Genomic DNA, 22,639 nt, shown 5'->3' on the forward strand with positions numbered 1-22,639 from the left:
TCCCATAACAAAAAAATGCCCCTCTAAAAAAGAGGGACATGTCAGATATTCTTAGTAATCGCTATCAGATGTACCACCTGTAACGATTGCGATTCCTGCTGATGCACCAATGCGTGATGCACCTGCATCGATCATTGCTTTTGCACCTTCGAAGTCACGAACGCCACCAGATGCTTTAACACCGATGTCAGGACCAACTGTCTCACGCATGAGACGGATGTCTTCGACAGTTGCACCACCTGTTGAGAAACCAGTCGATGTTTTCACGAAGTTAGCACCTGCTTTAACTGAAAGTTCAGCAGCTGTTTTGATTTCTTCTTTTGTAAGAAGGCAGTTTTCGAAGATGACTTTAACGAGTGTACCGTTTGCCGCTTCGACAACCGCACGAATGTCACGTTCTACTAACTCAAGGTCGCCATCTTTTAACGCACCGATGTTGAGAACCATATCGATTTCTGTTGCACCGTTTTGGATCGCATCTTTTGTTTCGAATGCTTTCACTTCTGGTGTGTTTGCTCCAAGTGGGAAGCCGATGACTGTACATACTTTGACGTCATCATCTGATTTTAAGAGTTCTGCTGCTAGCGCGACGTATGTTGGGTTAACACAGACGCTTGCAAATTTGTATTCTAATGCTTCTTTACAGAGTGTTTCGATCTGAGCACGTGATGTTTCTGGCTTCAGTGCCGTATGGTCGATCATTCCTGCTAAATTCATGTTTGTTGTCCTCCTTAAGGGTATCCCTTAGACTCTGTTTTTATTCTATCACGCAAGAGGTCAGACTTCTATCTTTTTACGCGACTTTTCGGAGCTGTTTTTTCCGAATCCAGACACCATTGAGCGTAAAGACGATCGCTGCTGTCCAAATACATGTAAACGCCACCATGTGCGTTTTAGTAAACGGCTCGTGATAGAGCAATACACCGAGTCCAAGTGACAAGGTCGGTGCGACGAATTGGAGGAACCCGACCCACGTGAATGGAATCCGTTGTGCCCCGAATCCGAATAACAAAAGTGGAACAGCGGTGACGATCCCGGTCAAGATAAGTCCGGTCGTCGTACCGACAGATTCGGTCATCGAAGACGTCCCTTGTACTTGCCAATACCCTAGGAAAATCAAAGCCAGCGGAAGCGGCGCCATCGTCTCGAGCGTCAGACTGACCGTTGATTCGAGCGGTCGTCGCTTTTTGACGACGCCATAAAAGCCGAAGCTTAAGGCAAGCGCGATCGAAATCCACGGAAACTCGCCGTAGCCAATCGTCAAAATCAAGACACCGATCGTTGCAAGAACAATCGAGATCCATTCGATCCGTGAAAGCTTTTCGCGAAAGAAGAAGACACCAAAGACGATGCTGACAAGCGGATTGATGTAATAACCAAGCGACGCTTCGACAATGAATTGATGATTGACGGCCCAGATATAGATGAACCAGTTCAGACTTATGATCAGTCCGTTTAAGAAAAAGAGTCGGCGCGTGAACGGATCGCGCAGCGCCGTCTTCCACTTCCCAAGTGCTTTTTGAAATGATAATAAGATGAGCAGAAATAAGAATGACCAGATGATGCGATGAGCCAGTATCTCTTCACTCGGTACATTGGCGAGCATCTTCCAGTAGAGCGGTAAGAGTCCCCAAATGATATACGCGACAAGTGTCGCAAAGAATCCTGGTAGATTCACGTAATCCCTTCTTTCATTATGATACCTTCTTCATTCGCATCTTTCCTGCCGATAAACCGCTGATCGTAAAGAGAGCAACAGCAATCCAAATGAACAGGAAAGCGATGAAGTGAATCGTCGTAAAGACGTCATTAAATAGATAAATTCCAAGGAGCAGCGTCAGCGTCGGGGCAATGTATTGGAGAATCCCGACGTAGACAAACGGGATTTTCGGCATTCCGTATCCGAATAACATCAATTGGATTGCTGTTGCGATTCCGAGCATGATGATCGCAATCAATGCACTCGTCGGCATCGCAAGCGGTTGACTATCTGTCACACCAAGCGTCAAGAGAGCGAACGGAAGCGTGACGAGTGTCTCTAAAAATAATCCGGATAATGGTTCGGCTGCTGCCTTTTTCTTTAGTACACCGTAAAACGCGAACGAAACGGCAAGTGAGAAGGCGATGATCGGAAATTGACCATAACCGAGCGTTAAAATCATCACACCGGTGATTGCTGATAAAATCGCGATCACTTGCGGACGCGTCAATCGTTCTTTAAAAAAGATCAGGCCGAACAAGACGCTGACGAGCGGATTGATGTAATACCCGAGTGACGACTCAACGATATAGCCTTCCCCGATGGCATACAGATAGAGCGACCAGTTCCCACCTAATACGAGCCCTGCCGCAAGCACGGTATAGCGCTGGCGTTTGTTTTGCCATAATTGACGAACGAATTGGAATTTCTTCGTCAGGCGTAGTAACAACGTCACGAAGATGAACGCACTCAATATCCGAATTGAAACGACCGTCCATGCTGGAATACCAGCAGCAAATACTTTGTAGATCGGCAACAGTCCACCAATCACGTAGGCGACGAATGTCGCACTCATACCCCGTTTATCCACGGTCATCCCCCTTATGTAAGAAGAAAGCCGCCGGGTGGCGACTTTCATTGAACCTTATTGCCCATCAAGCGTCGTAAACAATTCGCGTAATTCCTCTTCTGTCAAATCACGCCAAGAACCGATCGGTAAATCGCCGAGCTCGATATTCATGATCCGAACGCGTTGCAGACGTTTGACCCGATAGCCGAACTCTTTACACATACGGCGAATCTGACGATTTAATCCTTGCGTCAAAATGATCCGGAACGTCCGTGTCTCGAGCGGCTCAACGATACATTCCTTCGTCGTCGTACCGAGAATGTCGACACCACTCGCCATACCTTGAATGAACGTATCCGTGATTGGTGCATCAACGGTCACGATATATTCCTTATCGTGATTGTTTTCTGCTCGAAGGATCCGGTTGACGACATCACCGTCATTCGTCAAAAGAATCAAGCCGTCTGAATCTTTATCGAGACGACCAATCGGGAAAATCCGCTTCGGATGGTTGACGAAATCGATGATGTTTCCTTCGATGTCAAGCTCTGTCGTACACGTGATGCCGACTGGTTTATTTAAGACGATGTATACAGGTTTTGGCTTCGTTTGGAGCGGCTGACCGTCGATTTCGACGACGTCCGTCTCTTCAGCTTGCGAGCCGAGTTCTGCTGTCAGACCGTTGATCGTTACACGACCTGCTTCGACTAATTTATCGGCAGCACGCCTTGAGCAAAAGCCCGTTTCGCTAATGAATTTGTTGATTCGCATGAATGATGTCCTCTTTCCTTAATTGAACTGTATTCAGTGTAGCGCATTCCTGAAATGAAAACAAAAAAAGTGGCAAAGAAAACCAGGGGTTCCCTTTGCCCTTTCGATTAGACTGCAGCGTCTTTAAGTGTCTGCATGATGCGGACGAATTGACCATCGTTCATCGGATAGCCCGCTTTCGTGATTTTGACACGAACGAGTTGTCCGATCATTGACTCATCGCCTTCGATTGCGACACGTAGATAGTTATCCGTGTAACCGACGAGACGACCGCCTGCTTCTTCCGAAAATTCTTCCGGAATGATTTCAAGCAGTTCTCCCTCATATTTCGAAGCATATTCCTTCGCGAGTTGATCCGATAAGGCAATCAAACGCGCGACGCGTTCTTCTTTGATTGATTCCTCGACTTGATCGTCCATCATCGCAGCCGGTGTTCCCGTCCGTTTCGAGTACGGGAAGACATGCAATTCACTGAACTTATGATCATTGATGAAGTTGAACGTTTCCATGAACTCTTCTTCCGTCTCGCCTGGGAAACCAACGATGACATCCGACGTGATCGCACAGTCAGGCAGGACTTCCTTCAGACGCGTGATCCGTTCTCCGAATTCCGCCATCGTATATTTACGACGCATCCGGCGAAGGACCGTATCGGATGCAGACTGGATCGGAACGTGCAAGTGACGAACGACGATCGGTGAGTCCTTCAGGACATCGAGTACCTCGTCCGTGATTTGACTCGCTTCGATCGACGAAATCCGTAAGCGTTCAAGTCCATTAACGGATTCAAGTGCTTTAAGTAGTTTCGCTAAGTTGTAGTCTTTCAAGTCTTCACCGTATCCACCTGTATGGATTCCCGTCAAGACGATTTCTTTGTAACCCGCATCAACGAGCTGTTGTGCTTGCTTCAAGACATCTTCCGGTTGACGAGACCGCATGAGACCACGCGCCCATGGGATGATACAGAACGTACAGAAGTTGTTACAACCTTCTTGAATTTTCAGCGAAGCCCGTGTCCGGTCCGTAAAGGCCGGTACATCCAGTTCTTCATAGACTTTGGCTTTCATGATGTTTCCGACCGCATTGATTGGCATGCGTTCTTCACGGAATTGTTCGATGTATCCAATCATTTTATGCCGATCTTGTGTTCCGACGACGACATCGACGCCAGGAATCGCCATGATCTCAGCAGGAGACGTTTGAGCATAACAACCCGTTACGCAGATGACACTATCCGGATTTTGGCGAATCGCCCGTCGGATGACTTGGCGACTTTTCTTATCTCCGGTATTCGTGACCGTACATGTATTGACGACATACACGTCCGCATGATCAGCAAAATCAACGCGTGCGTATCCAGCGTCCTTGAACAGTTGCCATACAGCTTCTGTTTCGTAATGGTTGACTTTACAGCCAAGCGTTTGAAAGGCAACAGTTGCCATTTCGTTCACCCTTTCAATTCAAAATGATACGAGACAGCGGAAAGGACATAAAATGGTGCCGTTTCCGTCCGTAAGATGCGGCGCCCTAGAGCGGCTTTTTTAAAACCGGCATCCGTCAAACGTGCGATTTCTGCTTCAGCGAACCCACCTTCAGGTCCGATGACGACAAGAAGGGAATCACCCTCTTGCAGCCCAGCAAGCGTCGTAGCGAGGACGGAGGCCTCCCCTTGTTTTGCTGATTCTTCATAGGCAACCAGACAAGCCGTATAGTTCGATGCATCCTGTAAGACTTCATCATACGCCACGAAGTCGACTGTCGGCAAGTGGGCACGGTACGATTGTTCCGCTGCTTCCTTGACGATTTTTTCGAGTCGTTCAATCTTTTTCGGAACCTTCTTTTGATCCCATTTCGAGACGGAACGGTCGGCTTCGAAAATCCGTAGGTGATGAATCCCGAGTTCCGTTGCTTTTTGGGCAACGAGTTCGATCTTATCGCCTTTTGGCAATCCATGGGCGATCGTCACACGAATCGGTAATTCCGTCTCGATCGGTAGAGTCTCTTCGATCCGGGCAGAAGCCGCTTGTTTATCGAGTGCTTCCAGACGGCACCGGTAAAGACCTGTCCCGTCGAGTACGAGAATCTCTCCGCCGACTTCCATCCGCATGACGTTTTTCATATGGTGTGCGTCGTCTTTCGGGAGATGAAACACATCTCCCTGACGCATCGAGGGCTCGACGAAATACCGTTGCATGTGTTTACGCCTCCCGTTTCGCGATGATCGCGACCCAGTCCTCAAGCTTCGTCGTCTCGACGATCGTAAATCCTGCTTCTTGCATCGCTTGGACGACCATATCCTTCTTCTGACTAATGATACCGGAAGCGATGAAATGACCACCTGGTAACGTCAAAGTATAGGCATCCTTGACGAAAAGGAGGATGACTTCCGCTAAGATGTTCGCGACGATCAACTCGACCGGCTCACTCAATTCCTTCATCAAGTCGCCTTGGCGAACCGTGATCTGCTCACTGACTTCGTTCAAAGCGACGTTTTCCGTCGCTGATTTGACAGCGACTTCGTCTAAATCGAGTGCAAAGACATCCTTTGCTCCAAGCTTCGCTGCTGCAATCGCGAGGACACCGGATCCCGTTCCGACATCGACGACACGGTCTTGCTCTTGCAAGTAGTTCTCAATCGCTTGAATACAGAGAACCGTCGTCGGGTGTGTTCCCGTTCCGAATGCCATACCTGGATCGAGCTCGATGATTTTTTCATCCGGCTGTGGCGTGTAGTCTTCCCACATCGGGACGACCGTCAAATGGCGACTGATCTTGACTGGCTTATAGAATTGTTTCCATGAATGAGCCCAATCTTCTTCATCTACTTGAGTCAGCGTGACAGCACCCGTGCCAATCGACAGACCGAAGTTCGTCAACTGTTGGATGTCATGTTCGATGCCTTTGATCGTGTCCGTCAAATCGCTGCTTTCTGCAAGATACGCCTTCACGAGTACACCTTGTGTCGGATACTCGTCTCGTTTCGTCTCATCCCAAATTTCACCGAAGTTATCTTCGCGGTGGGACATCATCTCGAAATCTTCGACGTCCTCGATGACGACTCCGCTTGCTCCCGCTTCATGTAAGATGTTTGAAACTGCTTCGATGGCTTCTTGTGTCGTATGGACACAGATCTCTGACCATTTCATTTCTTGTCACGCTCCTCTGTAGTGATCACCCTGTAAAGAATGTCTTGATCCGGCTGAAGACACCTTCGTGTTGCTCTTCGACACCTTTTTCATCGCTAATTTCATTGAATTCCCGTAAGAGTTCTTTTTGACGTTCCGTCAGATTCTTCGGTGTAATGACGACGACATTGACGTACTGGTCGCCATGGTGACCGGACCGAACGTTCGGCATCCCTTTTCCGCGGAGACGGAATCGTGATCCTGTCTGTGTTCCGGCTGGAATCTTCAGACTGACCTTACCGTGAACAGTTGGCACTTCGATCTCATCGCCAAGTGTTGCTTGCGCGAATGTCAGTGGCATATCCATGACGATATGATCGTTGACACGTTCGAACAATTCATGTGCTGCGACACGAACGACGACATACAAGTCACCCGCTGGTCCACCGTTGACACCGGCTTCCCCTTTTCCTGCTAAGCGGATTTGTTGCCCATTGTCGATCCCTGCTGGAATTTTGACACGGACATCTTTGTTTTTACGAACGCGACCGGCTCCACGACATGTTTCACATGGCTCCTTGACGATTTGTCCACGGCCATGACATGTCGAACATGTCGTTTGGTTGACGACACGACCGAACATCGTGTTTTGTTCGACGTTGATATGCCCCGAACCACCGCATCGTTTACATGTTTCCGGATGTGTTCCTGGTTTAGCACCTGAACCATGACAAGTACCGCAATCTTCTTCGACTGGAATCGTGATCGTCTTCTCGACGCCTGTGACCGATTCCATGAAGTCGATTTCCTCGACGTATTGTAAATCCTGTCCTTTACGTGGTGCGTTTGGATCTTGACGACGTCCGCCACCGAAGAACATGTCAAAGATATCGCCGAATCCTTCTGCTCCACTGAATCCACCGCCACCTTGTGATGGATCTTGGTGACCGAATTGGTCGTAACGTGCTCGTTTATTGTCATCGGATAACACTTCATACGCTTCCGATAGTTCCTTAAATTTTGCATCCGCATCGGCTTCCTTATTGACGTCTGGGTGGTACGTCCGGGCAAGCTTACGGTACGCGCGTTTGATTTCCGCTGATGAGGCATCGCGCGCGACGCCTAGTACTTCATAATAATCGCGTTTTTCCACGTGCAGTCTTCCTCTCTCTATTCCGATTCATTTCATACTGTTTGATTTTACCGAACTTCGTGCGACATGGAAAGAGCCAAAGCGCGGATACGCTTTGGCTCTCTCTAGCGCCCGAAAAATCGGTCGGATGAATTACTTGTTGTCTTTCTCGTCGACTTCTTCGAACTCAGCGTCCATGACGTCGTCGTCTTGGCTACCAGCTTGTGCGCCTTCAGCGCCAGCTTGTTGCTGTGCCATGTTCTCGTAGACTTTTTGTGTCAACTCTTGGACGACTGTCGACAATTCGTCTTTTGCAGAACGGATTGCTTCGATGTCTGTTCCTTCGAGAGCTTTTGTTACTTTTTCTTTTGCAGCTTCTGCTTTTTCTTTATCAGCGTCAGCGACTTGCTCACCGAGGTCTTTAATTGCTTTATCTGTTGCGAAGACGAGTTGGTCTGCTTCGTTGCGTAATTCGACTTCTTCTTTACGCTTGTTGTCTGCGTCCGCGTTTGCTTCTGCATCTTTGACCATTTGCTCGATATCCGCTTCAGTCAAACCGCTTGATGATTGGATCGTGATCGACTGTTCTTTGTTCGTTCCGAGATCTTTCGCAGAAACGTTAACGATACCGTTCGCGTCGATGTCGAATTTAACTTCGATTTGTGGCACACCACGTGGTGCTGGTGGAATGTCCGTCAATTGGAAGCGACCAAGTGTTTTGTTATCTGCTGCCATTGGACGTTCCCCTTGGAGGACGTGGATGTCAACAGCTGGTTGGCTGTCTGCTGCAGTCGAGAAGACTTGTGATTTCGAAGTTGGGATCGTTGTGTTACGATCGATCAATTTCGTCATCACGCCACCCATTGTCTCGATACCGAGTGAGAGTGGAGTTACGTCGAGAAGAACGACGTCTTTAACGTCTCCTGTCAACACGCCACCTTGAACCGCTGCACCGAGGGCAACGACTTCATCCGGGTTAACCCCTTTGAACGATTCTTTACCAGTGAAGTCTTGGATTGCTTTTTGAACTGCAGGAATACGAGTCGAACCACCAACGAGGATGATTTTGTCGATTTTGTCTGGTGTCAGACCTGCATCGTTCATAGCACGGCGTGTTGGTTCCATCGTACGTTCAACGAGATCTGCTGTAAGATCGTCGAATTTCGCGCGTGAAAGTGTCATTTCCAAGTGAAGTGGACCTGATGCGCCAGCTGTGATGAACGGAAGACTGATTTGTGTTGAAGAAACACCTGAAAGGTCTTTTTTCGCTTTTTCAGCTGCATCTTTCAAACGTTGAAGCGCCATCTTATCTTGAGCAAGATCGATGCCGTTTTCTTTTTTGAATTCTGCTACGAGATGGTCGATGATTTTTTGGTCGAAATCATCTCCACCAAGACGGCTGTCACCAGCAGTTGAAACAACTTCAAAGACGCCATCACCGAGTTCAAGGATCGACACGTCGAACGTACCGCCACCAAGGTCATAAATGAGGATCGTGTGATCTTCGCCTTTTTCGAGACCGTATGCGAGTGCTGCCGCTGTAGGCTCGTTGATGATCCGTTTTACATCAAGACCAGCAATCGTACCAGCGTCTTTTGTCGCTTGGCGTTCTGCATCGTTGAAGTAAGCAGGTACTGTGATGACAGCTTCTGTGACTTTTTCACCGAGGTAGTCTTCTGCTTGCGCTTTTAGTTTTTGAAGGATGATCGCAGAGACTTCTTGTGGTGTGTAGTCTTTGCCTTCAACTTCTACTTTATAGTCCGTACCCATATGACGCTTGATTGACATGATCGTGTTCGGGTTCGTGATCGCTTGACGTTTTGCGACTTCCCCTACTTGACGCTCGCCGTTTTTGAATGCGACGACAGATGGTGTCGTACGGTTTCCTTCTGCGTTAGCGATGACGACTGGTTCGCCACCTTCCATTACTGCAACACATGAGTTCGTTGTACCTAAGTCAATACCGATGATTTTTGCCATGATCTATTTCCTCGCTTTCAATGATTGGAATAATAAATTGCAAGCTGATTACTCAGCTACTTTAACCATACTCGGACGAATCACACGATCGTGCAATTTGTACCCTTTTTGGAATTCAGCGATGACGACACCTGATTCGTGTTCTTCGCTCGCTTCTTGAACGACTGCTTGGTGTAAGTTCGGATCGAATGCTTCACCGACAGCTGGAATCTCGACGACGCCTTCATTTTGAAGCGTTTCGACGAGTTGACGTTTCACCATCTCAACACCCGTCAAGACGGATTTCGTTTCTTCGTTTTCCGTCTCGATTTGGAGCGCACGATCCAAGTTATCGACGAGTGGCAATAGCTTTTCGACGATCGCTTGTGAAGAATACTTCGCGCGATTCTCTGCTTCGACACGGTTGCGGCGTTTGAAGTTCTCAAAATCCGCACGGAGGCGTAATTCTGAAGCTTTTGCTTCTGCGAGTTGTGCTTCGAAGTCTGGTTTCTCGTCTTCGACGAGATCCGCTTGAATGACTTCTTCTTCTGTGACTTCGACGGTTTCAGTCGGCTCTGTCACGTTTTCTTCTTGTTGGAGGTTTTGATTCTGTTCTTTTTCTTCCACTCTGAATCGAGCCCCTTTCTATATTCAATCCAAATTGTTCTTATGCAATTCGGTTTGGAATGCTTGAAGTAGATGGATGATCGAGTTGATTCCCCGGTTGTAATCCATCCGTTTCGGTCCGATCAAGGCGAGTGTCCCGATCGAGACACCGTCGACCGAATAATGGGCCCGGATGACGCTACAATCTTTTAATGCATCCACATTGTTCTCACTCCCGATCGTGATCAGGATTTGATTATCGAGATTCGGTCGTAGGAAGTCGAGAACGGCTTCTTGCTGTTCGATCAACTCGAGAACAGGTCGTAGTTTTGCGACGTCCTGAAATTCAGGCTGATCGAACATGTTGGCTTTCCCGCCCAGATAGATGAACGGTCGCTCCTCTTGATCCGTCAAGACGAGATCAAGTGCCTTCGAAAGCAACACCGTCTGTTCAGAATGCTCTGAACGGAAGCGACGGATTTCCTCGAGCAGACGACTGCGCAAGGCTGAGAGCGGCGTACCGCGTAACGTCTGATTCAGACGTTCCATCAGTCGGCTCGCTGCTTCCTGGGACAACGCTTGACTCAATTGCAAGGTCTTGTGTTCGACATGTCCCGTCTCCGTGACGAGAACGATGACGACACGACCTTCGGCAAGAGGAATCAATTCCAGATGATGCAAGCGTTGTCCTTCTTCTTTTGGTCCAAGTACAAGCGTCGTGTAATGGGTTAAATCGCTCAACAGGTCTGCTGTGTGCCGAATCAACCGATCATTCTCATTCACGGAATGGGCAAAGAGTGATTTCAATGCCTGCGCTTCTTTTGGTGTGATGCTTTCCGGACGAATCAGATGGTCGACATAAAAACGATATCCGAGTTCGGAAGGAATCCGTCCTGCGGAAGTGTGTGGCTTTTCAATCAGACCCATCTCTTCGAGGTCCGCCATCTCGTTACGAATGGTCGCGGAACTGAACGTCACGTCGTCTCGCTTGGAGAGCGTCCGTGAGCCGACGGGTTGAGCAGTCTTGATGTAATCATCGACGATTGCACGTAAAATCAACAATTGACGATCCGTCAGCACCTTCTTCACCACCTTATTTTGTTAGCACTCACTTTTAACGAGTGCTAATTACATCTTTTACTATAAGGAATTGTCCGTCCGATGTCAACCGAATTGCGTGACCCTTTGAACAGTTTCCCATTCTGCGATACAGTGAAACAAAGAACGGAAAGGATGAATCGGATGATTGAATTATTGGCAATGGCAGGAGTCTTTGTCTGGCTGTTCATCGCGGTCATCGGAACGACTGCCTATTTTTTAAGGAAATCCAAAAAATGAAAAGAAGCGGTATTCCTTTTTTTTAAGGGAACACCGCTTCTTTTCATTTATTCAAGATTCATTGAACCTGCGCTTCACCGATGAACTCCGCAAAGACTTCGTTCGCTAACGGAATCCCAGCAGGCGTTAAACGGATATGTGTCTCCGTCTGTTCGACGAGACCGTTTGGCAATAAACGTTTCATGACTTCACCAAACACATCTTTAAACGCTACTCCATATTTCGTCTGGAAACGTTCGAGTGATACGCCATCCTTCATTCGAAGTCCAAGGAACATTTCTTCTTCCATCCGCTCTACGTTCGTCAACGGCGTCTCTTTTCGAACCGGTAACCCTTCCGCCTTGATATAGTGCGGAATTGGTGCGATGTTCGCACGACGCGTCTGATTGATGTAGCTGTGTGATCCTGCACCGAATCCGTAGTACTCATCGTTTTCCCAGTAGACGCGATTATGACGACTCTCTTTTCCTGTTTGCGCGAAGTTCGAGATCTCATACTGCGCATATCCACCTGCTTCGATCGTATCAATCATCACTTGATACATCTCTGCCTCGAGATCTTGCGTCGGTAGCGGTAACTTTCCTTTTCGCTCTTGAATCGCAAAGACCGTGTGCGGTTCTAAAATCAACGAATAAGAGGAGATATGCGTGATCGGTAATTGAAGTGCCCGCGTGACGTCGTAGCGGACCTGATCGAGCGTCTGATTCGGTAAGCCGAACATCAAGTCGACGGAGATGTTATCGAACCGCTTCGCTGCTGCGTCGAGCGTCTGCGCGACTTTCGCTTCCCGGTGCGTCCGACCGATGCGTTCGAGCAAACCGTCATCAAACGATTGGACACCAAAACTGACGCGATTGACACCGCCCGCCTTCATGATATCGAGCTTCTCTTCTGATACACCGTCCGGATTCGACTCGACCGTATACTCTAAATCATCGCCTGTCAGGGGCAACAAGTGTTTCTGGATGATTTCCATCAACCGTTGCATCTGTGGTTCATTTAAAGCGGTCGGTGTGCCGCCACCGATGAAGATCGTCTCGAGATGATCCGTCGGGTATTGTTTCAAGGTCAGTTCGATTTCGCGTTCGAGCGCATCGAGGTATTCATCGACGGGCTGATTCTTTAAAAAGACTTTATTGAAATCACAGTAATAACAAATATGTTCACAAAAAGGGATGTGGACATATGCGGCGCGTATTCCCATTTCGCCTCATCCTTTCTCTATAAAAACCAAAAAGGGGACGCAAGCGCCCCCCACCTGTTTAATCTTCGTCCATGGATAGAACGGACATGAAGGCTTCTTGCGGTACCTCTACTGAGCCTACCATCTTCATGCGTTTCTTACCTTCTTTTTGCTTCTCGAGCAACTTCCGTTTCCGAGAGATATCTCCCCCGTAACATTTCGCGAGAACGTTCTTCCGTAATGCCTTGATCGTCGAACGAGCAACGATCTTCGTTCCGACAGCGGCCTGGATCGGCACTTCGAACTGCATCCGCGGAATCAATTCTTTCAACTTATCAACGATGACTTTCCCGCGTTCGTACGCAAAGTCACGGTGAACGATGAAGCTGAGCGCATCGACGTTCTCGTTGTTGAGCAGGATGTCCATCTTGACGAGACGCGACTGTTGGTAGCCGATCAATTCATAATCAAGTGACGCATACCCTTTCGTACTCGATTTCAACTGATCGAAGAAGTCGTAGACGATCTCAGATAACGGTAACTCATACGTGATTTTGACACGTGTCGTATCGATATATTGCATGTCAACGAATGTCCCACGCTTCTTCTGGCACAACTCCATGATCGCACCGACGTAGTCATTTGGTGTCATGACAGCAGCCTTAACGAACGGCTCTTCGATGAATTCGACTTTTTGCTGATCCGGCATCTTCGATGGGTTATCGACGTGCAAGACTTCACCCGCTGTCGTCGTCACGTGATAGATAACCGATGGTGCCGTCGTAATCATATCGATGTTGAATTCACGTTCGATGCGTTCCTGGATGATTTCCATGTGGAGCATCCCGAGGAATCCACAACGGAATCCGAATCCGAGTGCTTGTGATGTCTCTGGTTCGAACTCAAGCGCCGCGTCACTGAGTTGTAGTTTTTCAAGCGCTTCTCGTAAATCGTTGTATTTCGCAGCATCGATTGGATAGAGTCCACAGTATACCATTGGATTCATCTTACGGTATCCTGGCAGTGCTTCAGTAGCCGGCTGTTTCGCAAGCGTAATCGTATCCCCGACACGTACGTCGCCGACCGTTTTGATCGAAGCAGACAACGTCCCAACATCACCGACCGTCAATTCTTGCTGACGTAATGGTTTTGGTGTGGCAACGGCAAGTTCCAGAACCTCAAAGTCCTTGCCTGTCGACATCATCCGAATCTTATCGCCGACTTTAACTGTTCCGTTGACGATTCGAATCGATGCTACGACACCACGGTAAGCGTCATAATAGGAGTCAAAGATCAATGCTTCGAGTGGTGCAGACGGATCACCCGTCGGCGCTGGTACTTTCTCGACGATTTGCTCCAAAATTTCTTCGATCCCGATTCCGGCTTTCGCGGATGTCGGAACGGCTTCAGACGCATCGAGTCCGATGACATCTTCGATTTCTTGACGGACGCGTTCGACATCCGCAGAAGGTAAATCGATTTTGTTAATGATCGGAAGGATTTCGAGATCGTTGTCGAGTGCTAAGTAAACGTTCGCAAGCGTCTGCGCTTCGATTCCTTGCGCCGCATCGACGACGAGGACAGCCCCTTCACAAGCTGCAAGTGAACGCGAGACTTCATATGTGAAGTCGACGTGTCCAGGTGTATCAATGAGGTGAAGAATGTAGTCTTCCCCATCTTTTGCTGTATACTTCAATTGAACAGCGTTGAGTTTAATCGTGATGCCACGCTCACGTTCAAGATCCATGGCATCAAGTGTCTGATCTTTCATTTCGCGCGATGTCAACGCGCCAGTTTTTTCTAAAATTCGGTCAGCGAGTGTCGACTTCCCGTGATCGATATGGGCAATGATCGAGAAGTTACGAATACTCTTCTGCCGCTTTAAACGGTCTTCATTCGTCATGTTTAGAGTCACCTTACCTTATTTTCAAACGTACATACGGTTCATTATACCAAAAAGCGCTTCACTGTACTATCTCGTTTTGTTTTACCCGAAAAACAAAATGTGAAGATTCCCTAGACGTCGTATTGCTTTTAAGAAAAACGTTTGCTACAATTGTGTTTGTTCTGTTGAACGATAACTGCAGATATGCGAATATAAATCTCGAATGAGTTTTATTGGAGGTGAATCATCCATGGCTAACATTAAATCAGCAATCAAACGCGTTAAAACAGCTGAAAAACGCCGCGTCGCTAACGTACAACGTAAATCGGCAATGCGTTCAGCGATTAAAGCAGTCGAAACTTTCGCAGCTGAAGGTAACAAAGACCAAGCGGTCCTTGCTTTCGCTACAGCTTCTAAAAAAATCGACAAAGCTGCTGCTAAAGGTCTCATCCACAGCAACAAAGCTGGTCGTGACAAATCACGTCTCGCTAAACTCGTAAACGCACTTTAATTCTTTCCGAAGAATACGGTGATGGGTCGCCACTAGGAGGGTTCTCCAGTGGCGATTTTTTTATAGGATTTAAAAAAGGTTGGCTCAAAAAAGAATGACGCGTCAGTTCACGCCCTTTCCTCAGGCGAGACACAAGCCAACTTTCCTGCCTTATTCAAGCAGGAAAGCGGGTCTTGTTTGTCTCTGACAGCGCAAAGATGCGCTTTTTCCTGTAGGAGTGGCGTGAAACGCGTCATTCTTTTTGTCACGAGATAAAGGTGGCAGAATACTCATCTGCCACTTTTATCTTTGTGAAAACTGACTTTCGAGTCGATCCTTTTATTGTCTTACTTGTCGTCTAGACGATCGATCATGACATAGTGAAGACCGATCCCTTCAATGAGGAACGGTTCTCCAACACGTTCTAGTCCAAGACGCTCATAAAAAGGAAGTGCCGTGACGCGGGCGTTACACCACCATGCTGTCACTTGTCGTTCTTTCAATAGACGACGGGCTTCTTCGATCAGCGCCCGACCATACCCTTCACCACGCACCTCTTCACTCGACGCCATACCACGAAGCTGATACGTCGCTCCCGGCGCTTGTGCATGCGATTGTTCCGAGAAACTACCGATTGCAACGATTTGTTGTGCTTTTATCCCGCCGAGATGAAACGTCGATGGCAAGGCATCGTCTGGGTAGATACATGCTTCACGTGGTTGATGCGGACGTAACACATCATGCCGTAATGGGATGACCTCTTCTGCTGTAATGATCTGGACTTCCATCATCGTCTGCCTCCTCTTATAGCGTCGCTAAGCGAACGATCAACGCATCGAATAGAATCTTCTTATCACCGCGTCCTGTTTTCATACCTTCATCTGTCGTCGTGATGGCGATGAGTGCTTGCTCGAGCTGCGCAAACGTAAACCGTTTGGCAGACTGGAGTGCCAATTTGATCGCATACGGATGAGCTCCGACTTTTGATGCGATTTGTCGTTCTCCGTATCCTTGTTCTGCTAATCGTTTCGACAGCAACATCATCCGGTATTGGCGTGCCATCAGTCCAAGGAGAGCCAACACTTCCTGTCCTTGTTTTTCAAGGTCGCGAATCAAGCGGATCGCTGGTTCGAGTTGACGCTTCATCAAGTAGTCCGTTAATTGAAAGACGTTGTCCTCTAATGTCCGCGGAACAAGCAAATCGACATCCTCGATTTCGATTGTTGGTCGGTCCCCTGCAAACAACATCAACTTCTCAAGTTCATGGGCTAATGTTCCCCACATCTCAGCAGTCAAGAAAATGAGTCGCTCGATTGCCGGACGTTCCATCCGGTATCCTTTGTCGTTGACAGCATCCAGAACGAAGCGGAACAACTCTTCGGTCGTCGGTTTTTTTGCCTCTAGTACCGTCGCGCGCTCCTTCAATCGTTTGACGACGGTTTTTCGTTCATCGAGCTTTTCTGCTTCGACGATCAAGACAACGACCGCGTAGTCTGCCGGTTGTAGGATATAATCTGCTAACCGTTCGAGATTATGTTGTTTTTTATCTTTCGCTCCTGTCAGAAACGTTGCAGGTTTTGCAACGACGACACGGTAGTCGCTTAAAAAGGGTACCGTCTCCGCTTCATCGAGTACCGCATCAAGCGGTTGGTCGTTCAAATCGATTTTCATATAATCAAAGCGTTCTCCGTCCGGAAGAGCCGCTTTTACGATTTCACGTTCCCATTCTTCTAACAAGTGTCGTTCTGTTCCATATAATAAGTATAAATTCGCTAATTTTCCGTTGACGAGCCAAGGAGTTTTCATCATTCCCACCACATTTCACAGTTTGTTCTTAACTTCATCATAGATAATCCTCTTTTATTCCGCTATACTAGAAGCGGAATCTATTAAGGGGGAATGCAGCATGGCACATTCAGTACGCCCACCAAGTGAAAATGCGTTCGAGAACGATATTCAATCAAAACGCAACGATGCGCTCGACTCTGCCGTTGGTTTTGGTGCATCATTCGGCTTCTTCGCAGTCTTGTTCATCATCGGTGTCGCAATTAAGTTCTTAAGTCTATAATCAGTAAAACAGCAACCTTGGGGGGTTGCTGTTTTTTTATTTTATCATAGGTTCACAGCCCGCTGAAGAACAAGTTACACTCCCGTCCTCATCCGTTCGAAAGACGATCCGATCTGTCCCGATCCGCTCAAGCACGTCCGGATGCGGATGCCCGTATCGATTTTTTCGTCCGACTGATAAGATGACAATCTTCGGATTCGTCTTCTGCAAGAGTTCTTCACCGGTCGACGTGTTCGAACCATGATGACCTGCTTTTAGAATATCGATTGGTCCAACGCTTAATTCGTCCTCGATTGCTAGGCCAGCGTCACCCGTCAGTAAAACACGTTGTTTGGCAACCTGTGCAAGTAATATAATAGACCGATCGTTCTCTTCTTCTTCTCGTCCAGTCGGTGCAAGTACATGTAACCAAGGACGAATCGTTTGCCCCTTTTGAACGAACTCGACACGCGTCCCAGTTGCTTCGATCGAACGAATCAAATCGTTTCGCTTCTCATCCATGTTGTCATACGCACCTAAATAAATGGTTTTCACGCGAACTTGACGCAGTAATCCTAGAAGTCCACCGACGTGATCGTGATCAGCATGCGACACGATGAGACCATCGATTTCTGCTTCTCCTCGTGTGAATAAAAAGGGCGCGACGATATGACTACCCGGATCGAACGGACGGAGCAGTGGATGTGTCGTTTGCTGATAAACACCACCTGTGTCTACGACGAATGTCTCTCCTGCTTTCTCAAGCACGATACTATCGCCTTGCCCGACATCTAAAAAAGTGATCTGTTCAGGTGCGTGCCACTCCGTGTAGCCCCATGCCGTAAGTAAAAGGATCAACGGTAGAGCATGCCCCCACCATCTCCGCTCAGCAATATACCAAGCGATTACTGTTCCGACAACGACGATTGTCAAGACGATCGGAGAAAATGCTGGAACGGCAACCATCGCCAACGGTAGATCCTCCGCCAGTCGTAACGCTTGGTCCATCCATTGAATCGCGTACTGATGCGCGATCTGAAACGTCGAACTGAGCGGTAAAAATGGAAGCGTCGCCAGAATGAACGATCCCGGCAGAATCACCCATTCAATCCAGCCACCAATCAATAAGTTCAAGAATGGCGACCAAATTGAAACCGTCGTCTGTTCAATCCCCTGTAAAAAGAGGAGTGTTCCAATCTGTGCCCAAGCACTGATAAGCAGCCAGTTCCAAGGACGACGAACCGAACCCATGAGTCGTCTCGACATCACAAGAAAAAGCGTCAGTCCGACCGTCAATTGAAATCCGATATCGTAAATGACAGTTGGTTGAATCGCTAATTGAAAAGCTGCGACCCCCGCAATGACCTCGACCGGATCTAACGGTTTGTGGAAACGACGACCGAGCAACAGAATCATCGCGACGAGCACAGCTCGCGTGACCGGTGGACTCCACTCCGTCAACCATCCGTAAATCGGCAGTAAGATCAGAACGATATCAAGTCGTTTTTCTTTTGTCATTCTGATTTTTCGTAAGACGTACAGCAGACTAAACACTAAAAAAGCGATATGTGATCCTGAGATGACGATCGCATGTAATAAGCCGAATTTCTTAAACCGTTCGAGCGTCACTTGATCCATTAATCGATCCTCACCAAATACAAGTGCTTCGACGTAGAATGCTTGCTTTTGTGGTAACAAGTCTTCTATCCGTTTCAACCATGCTTCACGTACCCGTCTTCCTTCTGCCGCATATCCAAGTGTCGGATGACAGGAATCAAACGAACGGACTTCCCACTTTCCAGCGTAACGATTCGTATGCATGAATTGCAGTTCGTCAAAACCTCCCGCATTCGATTGTTGACGGACATCGAGCGGTTCCGTATCGACGTGACAGGAGTAACCGATTCGTTCGTATCCTGTCTCATCTTCTGCAATCGTTGCCGTCAATAGAATCGATTGACCGTTGCTCTCCGCATCATAGCGAATTCGATCCCCATTACGCTTACCTGATAAGATGTCAACAGACGAGACGTCGTGCGGTTCAGGTGACAGATGACCCATTCCGATGAATAGACAACTCAGAATGAACAAAAAGAAAAGACGACCGATTGAAAAAGACCATGACTTCATGACAGTAAATAGCATCAGCGTTACTAACCACCAGATCGATTCTTTAATGGCGACAATGAGTAAGAGAACGAACAGCGCATGAAGCGGCATCAGTAGACGATCAGGTAGGATTTAAGCGATTCTAACGTCTTTTCCCCAAAGCCCTTTACATCTCCGAGTGATTCATACGTCGCAAATCCTCCCTTCTCCTCACGATAGGCTAAGATCGCTTCTGCTTTGGCAGGACCGATTCCCGGAACCTCCATCAACTGTTCCGCCGTTGCCGCATTGAGGTCAATCAGTCCTTTTGGTATCTCTGCTTTTGAGCGTTTCGTTGGTTTCGGCTGATCTTTCGTCTTTTTTACCGGCACGATGACTTCCTGTCCATCAATGAGACGTGCCGCGAGATTCATTTGTCGAATGTCAGCTTTCTCAGTCGTCTTTGCTTTTTCGATTGCATCCTTCACTCGATCACCGAGGTGGAATTGATAGGGTCCAGGTGCTTCTACCGCCCCTTTTATGTCGACCATGATGAGTTTGTCACGAATCGAGGTATCTTTTTCTACTGGCTCTGCTTTTGCCTCTTGTTGTTTATCCGTTAAGGACGGTTGATCGACCATCGCTTCATTCGAGCAAGAGGGTAATGGTACGAATAATAAAATGATGAGTAGCAGGACGACGACGAGACCTGCGATTTGTTGCAAACGTGGAACGGTCAAGACGAATCCCTCCTTTTTCCACGACTCTAACAGGTCGCTACGGACTTCAGGAAACGAAGGAATACGCACTAACCACTCTTTTACAACATGATACGGTGTGTTATGTCGGATAAAGGTCATATCATCCATACCGTTACTTTGAATTAGCATCTGTTTGACGAACAAAAAATCCGTCTCCTTCAAGCAACACGAACGTGTATCGCTTAAAGAAGACGGATGAGATCACTTTTACATTTTTTCAGCAACGAAGAAAATCCGCTCGGCTGTCTCAGAAGGAGCATCCGGTCCAAAATCGCCTGTGACCGCAAGAACCCGGAATCCGGCGTCGCGTAACCACGTCACGTACTGTGCTGGAGGATATGTCCGCTGATGATGCGTTTCATCGACACGCTCGTAGCGACCGTCCTCTTCCTCGATGAAGAAAGTCAGTTCATGGACGACAGAAAGCGGTGCTTCACCAGGATCCGCGAACCAGATATACGAACTTTGCTCCGCATGTGTCGCATATGTCTTTCCATTGAACAACGTTTCCATCTTGTATGGAGAGTGTGTATCAAATAAGAGACGTCCACCCTCTTTGAGGATTGCTGCTACATGTGTAAACGTCTGTTTGACATCCTCTTCCGTCCGGAGATAGTTCAAGGAGTCGCATAGGATCGTCACGGCATCGACAGGTGTCGGCAATTCGATTTCGCGCATGTCTTGCGCCCAGAATTGAATGCGTAATCCCTCTTCCATCGCTTTTTCCTGCGCGACTTCGAGCATCTCTTCCGATAAATCGATTCCGAGCATCTCATAGTGTGCCGCTAATGCAAGCGTCGCCGTACCCGTTCCACATCCGATATCAGCAATCGTACTGCCAGTCGGAACGTATGCTTTGACCCAGTCGATCCATTGATCGTACGGGACGTCTTGCATCAATTCATCATAGATGTAGGCGAACTGTTCGTATGCCATTAGTTGACCTCGACTTCAACCTTTGGAGCATCTGCCCAGAGTTTTTCGAGATTATAGTAATCACGATCGTCACGGTGGAAGACGTGAACGACGACGTTTTCAAGATCCGCTAACACCCAACGTGCCGCATCGAATCCTTCGAGACGTTTGATCGGCAGGTTATGTTCGTGCGCGACTTCTTTGAGTTCACGTGCGATTGCCTGTACTTGTTTTTCTGAATTCCCTTCACAGATGACGAAGTAGTCGGCAACTGGTGAGATGCTCGACATATTCAGGACGACGATATCTTCAGCGCGTTTATCGTCGATGGCATTTACGATTAATTGTAGTTCTTGTTCGACTGTCATAGGACGGTCCCCTTTCGTTTGGCCGCGACGAAGGCATTATAGGTCTCAATCGTTCGCGGAAAGATGATGGCTTGTTTTTTACATAAAAAATGAATCGTCTGACTGAGTGTTGCGATGACGGCGTCCGTCAAATCCTGCTCCGCTACTTCACGAAGCGCTTCGACACCTGGATAACTGCGATTTGGTTCAATCGCATCCGCGACGAAGATGATTTGATCGAGCAACGGCATACCGGGTGCCCCCGTCGTGTGATTTGCGATCGCTTGATAAATCACGTCTGAATCAAGACCAAGTTCTCGACGGACAAGCTCCGCACCTACTGGCGCATGAAGCAGTTCGTCATCATAATCGAGTAAAACCCGTTGATTCAATTCAACGGCAATCGAACGCATCTCATTCGTATCGCGGTATTTCGCATAATCATGAAGCATAGCAGCAAGTGTTGCTTCTTCTTCGTCAACACCATATTTAAGAGCCAAGTGTCGTGCTGTCTCAACGACACCTAATGTGTGCACATAGCGTCGCTCAGGCAACGTACGCTCAATGATTTGACGTGCTTCTTCAAGGCGCATATAGATTCCACTCCTCAATCCGTTGTCGAACGGCTTCCGGTACAAGGTAGCGAATGCTCCGTCCACGCGCGACCCGTTGCCGGATATCCGTCGAAGAAATTTCTAGCAATGGCATATCGACCGCTTTCACATGGGCACCACGCGGAATCAGATACCGACTGCCCGGTCGAGCGACGGCACCAAAGACGACTTCCTCGTATAACTGTTCGGCTTGATACCACGTATCGAGACTCACGAGTGAATCTGCTCCAATGAGAAATAGAAACTCATGCTCCGGGTACCGGTGCTTGAGTGCACGAATCGTATCATACGTATAGGAAGGCTCTTTCCGCTCAAACTCAATTGCCGAGACGGAAAAAGCCGGATTCAATGCAATTGCTTCTTCTACAAGGCGTAAACGCTTGGTTGCGTCTGTGACTGTACGTTGTTTATGCGGTGGCACATTCGCTGGTACGAACCAGACCCCATCGAGTTCGAGTTGTTCCTGCGCTTGTTCGGCAATCAGGAGATGACCGATATGCGGAGGATCGAACGTTCCGCCCATCAGTCCGATTTTCATCGTGGCAATTCGAGCGTCTTGTTCTCTTTTGATTCTTTATAGAGAACGATGACTTTTCCGATGACTTGAACGAGTTCAGCATTCGTTCCTGCGACGAGTTCTTGTGCGACATCCTTCGGTGCGTCCGCACAATTTTGCAATACTTGTACTTTCAAGAGTTCCCGTTTTTCGAGCGCATCCATCAAATCAGCGCACATCGCTTCTCCGACTCCATTTTTACCGACTTGGAAAATCGGGTTTAAGTCGTGAGCTGTCGCGCGTAAAAAACGTTTTTGTTTACCTGTTAACATG

24 protein-coding genes are annotated in these 22,639 nt (G+C 48.0%); 2 read left to right on the top strand and 22 right to left on the bottom strand.

Annotated features, from left to right (window positions below; translation table 11 throughout):
* Positions 1–51: 51 nt before the first annotated feature.
* From deoC to lepA, 13 genes are all read right to left on the bottom strand, one after another.
* Positions 52–717: a deoxyribose-phosphate aldolase gene (deoC, locus tag B4C70_RS05660; RefSeq protein WP_023467449.1), complete on the bottom strand. Its 666-nt coding sequence runs from the start codon at positions 715–717 to the stop codon at positions 52–54.
* A gap of 76 nt (positions 718–793) precedes the next feature.
* Positions 794–1,678, bottom strand: a complete 885-nt coding sequence (rarD, locus tag B4C70_RS05665; protein WP_290777459.1) for an EamA family transporter RarD — start codon at positions 1,676–1,678, stop codon at positions 794–796.
* Positions 1,679–1,694: 16 nt separating this feature from the next.
* On the bottom strand, positions 1,695–2,570 hold the full coding sequence (gene rarD / locus B4C70_RS05670; RefSeq protein WP_290777461.1) for an EamA family transporter RarD: 876 nt from the start codon (positions 2,568–2,570) through the stop codon (positions 1,695–1,697).
* A 54-nt stretch (positions 2,571–2,624) separates the two neighbouring features.
* A complete protein-coding gene (gene rluF, locus B4C70_RS05675) occupies positions 2,625–3,320 on the bottom strand; it encodes a 23S rRNA pseudouridine(2604) synthase RluF (protein WP_290777463.1) in 696 nt (231 codons plus the stop codon).
* Positions 3,321–3,427: 107 nt separating this feature from the next.
* Positions 3,428–4,762: a tRNA (N(6)-L-threonylcarbamoyladenosine(37)-C(2))-methylthiotransferase MtaB gene (gene mtaB / locus B4C70_RS05680; RefSeq protein WP_023467445.1), complete on the bottom strand. Its 1,335-nt coding sequence runs from the start codon at positions 4,760–4,762 to the stop codon at positions 3,428–3,430.
* Between the two features lie 5 nt (positions 4,763–4,767).
* Complete coding sequence (locus B4C70_RS05685) at positions 4,768–5,514, bottom strand: 16S rRNA (uracil(1498)-N(3))-methyltransferase (protein WP_214854793.1); 747 nt, start codon at positions 5,512–5,514, stop codon at positions 4,768–4,770.
* A 4-nt stretch (positions 5,515–5,518) separates the two neighbouring features.
* Positions 5,519–6,466, bottom strand: coding sequence for a 50S ribosomal protein L11 methyltransferase (gene prmA / locus B4C70_RS05690; protein ID WP_029341002.1), 948 nt, complete (start codon positions 6,464–6,466; stop codon positions 5,519–5,521).
* A gap of 25 nt (positions 6,467–6,491) precedes the next feature.
* Positions 6,492–7,598 (bottom strand): molecular chaperone DnaJ, encoded by a 1,107-nt coding sequence (gene dnaJ, locus B4C70_RS05695; RefSeq protein ID WP_290777466.1) that lies wholly within the window; start codon positions 7,596–7,598, stop codon positions 6,492–6,494.
* A 132-nt stretch (positions 7,599–7,730) separates the two neighbouring features.
* A complete protein-coding gene (gene dnaK, locus B4C70_RS05700; protein ID WP_290777468.1) occupies positions 7,731–9,557 on the bottom strand; it encodes a molecular chaperone DnaK in 1,827 nt (608 codons plus the stop codon).
* A 48-nt stretch (positions 9,558–9,605) separates the two neighbouring features.
* Entirely contained in the window at positions 9,606–10,163 is a 558-nt protein-coding gene (gene grpE / locus B4C70_RS05705) for a nucleotide exchange factor GrpE (RefSeq protein ID WP_023467440.1), read from the bottom strand.
* A gap of 24 nt (positions 10,164–10,187) precedes the next feature.
* Positions 10,188–11,222 carry a heat-inducible transcriptional repressor HrcA gene (hrcA, locus tag B4C70_RS05710; protein ID WP_064300341.1) on the bottom strand — a complete coding sequence of 345 codons (1,035 nt, stop codon included), beginning with the start codon at positions 11,220–11,222 and terminating at the stop codon, positions 10,188–10,190.
* Between the two features lie 316 nt (positions 11,223–11,538).
* Positions 11,539–12,684, bottom strand: a complete 1,146-nt coding sequence (gene hemW, locus B4C70_RS05715) for a radical SAM family heme chaperone HemW (protein WP_290777471.1) — start codon at positions 12,682–12,684, stop codon at positions 11,539–11,541.
* Between the two features lie 58 nt (positions 12,685–12,742).
* A complete protein-coding gene (gene lepA / locus B4C70_RS05720; protein ID WP_023467435.1) occupies positions 12,743–14,566 on the bottom strand; it encodes a translation elongation factor 4 in 1,824 nt (607 codons plus the stop codon).
* A gap of 232 nt (positions 14,567–14,798) precedes the next feature.
* Between lepA and rpsT the strand changes: the two genes are divergently transcribed.
* Entirely contained in the window at positions 14,799–15,059 is a 261-nt protein-coding gene (gene rpsT, locus B4C70_RS05725; protein ID WP_023467434.1) for a 30S ribosomal protein S20, read from the top strand.
* 326 nt (positions 15,060–15,385) lie between these two features.
* On the opposite strand, the gene B4C70_RS05730 is transcribed toward rpsT, so the two are convergent.
* On the bottom strand, positions 15,386–15,829 hold the full coding sequence (locus tag B4C70_RS05730) for a GNAT family N-acetyltransferase (protein ID WP_290777473.1): 444 nt from the start codon (positions 15,827–15,829) through the stop codon (positions 15,386–15,388).
* 13 nt (positions 15,830–15,842) lie between these two features.
* A complete protein-coding gene (gene holA, locus B4C70_RS05735) occupies positions 15,843–16,844 on the bottom strand; it encodes a DNA polymerase III subunit delta (protein ID WP_023467432.1) in 1,002 nt (333 codons plus the stop codon).
* A gap of 100 nt (positions 16,845–16,944) precedes the next feature.
* Between holA and B4C70_RS05740 the strand changes: the two genes are divergently transcribed.
* Positions 16,945–17,106 (top strand): YqzM family protein, encoded by a 162-nt coding sequence (locus tag B4C70_RS05740; RefSeq protein WP_023467431.1) that lies wholly within the window; start codon positions 16,945–16,947, stop codon positions 17,104–17,106.
* Positions 17,107–17,142: 36 nt separating this feature from the next.
* Here B4C70_RS05740 and B4C70_RS05745 read toward each other — a convergent pair whose 3' ends face one another.
* The 7 genes from B4C70_RS05745 to yhbY all read right to left on the bottom strand — a co-directional run bounded on the left by B4C70_RS05745 (position 17,143) and on the right by yhbY (position 22,638).
* Positions 17,143–19,305, bottom strand: coding sequence for a DNA internalization-related competence protein ComEC/Rec2 (locus B4C70_RS05745; RefSeq protein WP_290777475.1), 2,163 nt, complete (start codon positions 19,303–19,305; stop codon positions 17,143–17,145).
* Positions 19,305–19,913, bottom strand: a complete 609-nt coding sequence (locus B4C70_RS05750) for a helix-hairpin-helix domain-containing protein (RefSeq protein ID WP_290777477.1) — start codon at positions 19,911–19,913, stop codon at positions 19,305–19,307. Before B4C70_RS05750 ends, B4C70_RS05745 begins: the two co-directional genes overlap by 1 nt.
* A gap of 228 nt (positions 19,914–20,141) precedes the next feature.
* The gene (locus B4C70_RS05755; RefSeq protein ID WP_290777478.1) at positions 20,142–20,870 is read right to left on the bottom strand and encodes a class I SAM-dependent DNA methyltransferase; all 729 of its coding nucleotides are present in this window, start codon (positions 20,868–20,870) and stop codon (positions 20,142–20,144) included.
* Entirely contained in the window at positions 20,870–21,217 is a 348-nt protein-coding gene (gene rsfS, locus B4C70_RS05760) for a ribosome silencing factor (RefSeq protein WP_023467427.1), read from the bottom strand. Before rsfS ends, B4C70_RS05755 begins: the two co-directional genes overlap by 1 nt.
* Positions 21,214–21,789: a bis(5'-nucleosyl)-tetraphosphatase (symmetrical) YqeK gene (gene yqeK / locus B4C70_RS05765; protein ID WP_023467426.1), complete on the bottom strand. Its 576-nt coding sequence runs from the start codon at positions 21,787–21,789 to the stop codon at positions 21,214–21,216. The genes rsfS and yqeK overlap by 4 nt, the downstream gene beginning before the upstream one ends.
* On the bottom strand, positions 21,779–22,348 hold the full coding sequence (gene nadD / locus B4C70_RS05770) for a nicotinate-nucleotide adenylyltransferase (protein ID WP_290777480.1): 570 nt from the start codon (positions 22,346–22,348) through the stop codon (positions 21,779–21,781). Before nadD ends, yqeK begins: the two co-directional genes overlap by 11 nt.
* Positions 22,345–22,638 (bottom strand): ribosome assembly RNA-binding protein YhbY, encoded by a 294-nt coding sequence (gene yhbY / locus B4C70_RS05775; RefSeq protein ID WP_023467424.1) that lies wholly within the window; start codon positions 22,636–22,638, stop codon positions 22,345–22,347. The genes nadD and yhbY overlap by 4 nt, the downstream gene beginning before the upstream one ends.
* Position 22,639 lies beyond the last annotated feature (1 nt).

The organism is Exiguobacterium sp. UBA5002, from assembly GCF_002396765.1.
Lineage (GTDB): Bacteria > Bacillota > Bacilli > Exiguobacteriales > Exiguobacteriaceae > Exiguobacterium_A.

What these genes read in the sequence shown, in the direction of transcription:
- deoC (WP_023467449.1), bottom strand. Translation starts at nt 717, where the DNA reads ATGAATTTAGCAGGAATGATCGACCATACGGCACTGAAGCCAGAAACA.
- rluF (WP_290777463.1), bottom strand. Translation starts at nt 3,320, where the DNA reads ATGCGAATCAACAAATTCATTAGCGAAACGGGCTTTTGCTCAAGGCGT.
- mtaB (WP_023467445.1), bottom strand. Translation starts at nt 4,762, where the DNA reads ATGGCAACTGTTGCCTTTCAAACGCTTGGCTGTAAAGTCAACCATTAC.
- B4C70_RS05685 (WP_214854793.1), bottom strand. Translation starts at nt 5,514, where the DNA reads ATGCAACGGTATTTCGTCGAGCCCTCGATGCGTCAGGGAGATGTGTTT.
- prmA (WP_029341002.1), bottom strand. Translation starts at nt 6,466, where the DNA reads ATGAAATGGTCAGAGATCTGTGTCCATACGACACAAGAAGCCATCGAA.
- dnaK (WP_290777468.1), bottom strand. Translation starts at nt 9,557, where the DNA reads ATGGCAAAAATCATCGGTATTGACTTAGGTACAACGAACTCATGTGTT.
- hemW (WP_290777471.1), bottom strand. Translation starts at nt 12,684, where the DNA reads ATGGGAATACGCGCCGCATATGTCCACATCCCTTTTTGTGAACATATT.
- lepA (WP_023467435.1), bottom strand. Translation starts at nt 14,566, where the DNA reads ATGACGAATGAAGACCGTTTAAAGCGGCAGAAGAGTATTCGTAACTTC.
- rpsT (WP_023467434.1), top strand. Translation starts at nt 14,799, where the DNA reads ATGGCTAACATTAAATCAGCAATCAAACGCGTTAAAACAGCTGAAAAA.
- B4C70_RS05730 (WP_290777473.1), bottom strand. Translation starts at nt 15,829, where the DNA reads ATGATGGAAGTCCAGATCATTACAGCAGAAGAGGTCATCCCATTACGG.
- holA (WP_023467432.1), bottom strand. Translation starts at nt 16,844, where the DNA reads ATGAAAACTCCTTGGCTCGTCAACGGAAAATTAGCGAATTTATACTTA.
- B4C70_RS05740 (WP_023467431.1), top strand. Translation starts at nt 16,945, where the DNA reads ATGGCACATTCAGTACGCCCACCAAGTGAAAATGCGTTCGAGAACGAT.
- B4C70_RS05745 (WP_290777475.1), bottom strand. Translation starts at nt 19,305, where the DNA reads ATGCCGCTTCATGCGCTGTTCGTTCTCTTACTCATTGTCGCCATTAAA.
- B4C70_RS05755 (WP_290777478.1), bottom strand. Translation starts at nt 20,870, where the DNA reads ATGGCATACGAACAGTTCGCCTACATCTATGATGAATTGATGCAAGAC.
- rsfS (WP_023467427.1), bottom strand. Translation starts at nt 21,217, where the DNA reads ATGACAGTCGAACAAGAACTACAATTAATCGTAAATGCCATCGACGAT.
- yqeK (WP_023467426.1), bottom strand. Translation starts at nt 21,789, where the DNA reads ATGCGCCTTGAAGAAGCACGTCAAATCATTGAGCGTACGTTGCCTGAG.
- nadD (WP_290777480.1), bottom strand. Translation starts at nt 22,348, where the DNA reads ATGAAAATCGGACTGATGGGCGGAACGTTCGATCCTCCGCATATCGGT.
- yhbY (WP_023467424.1), bottom strand. Translation starts at nt 22,638, where the DNA reads ATGTTAACAGGTAAACAAAAACGTTTTTTACGCGCGACAGCTCACGAC.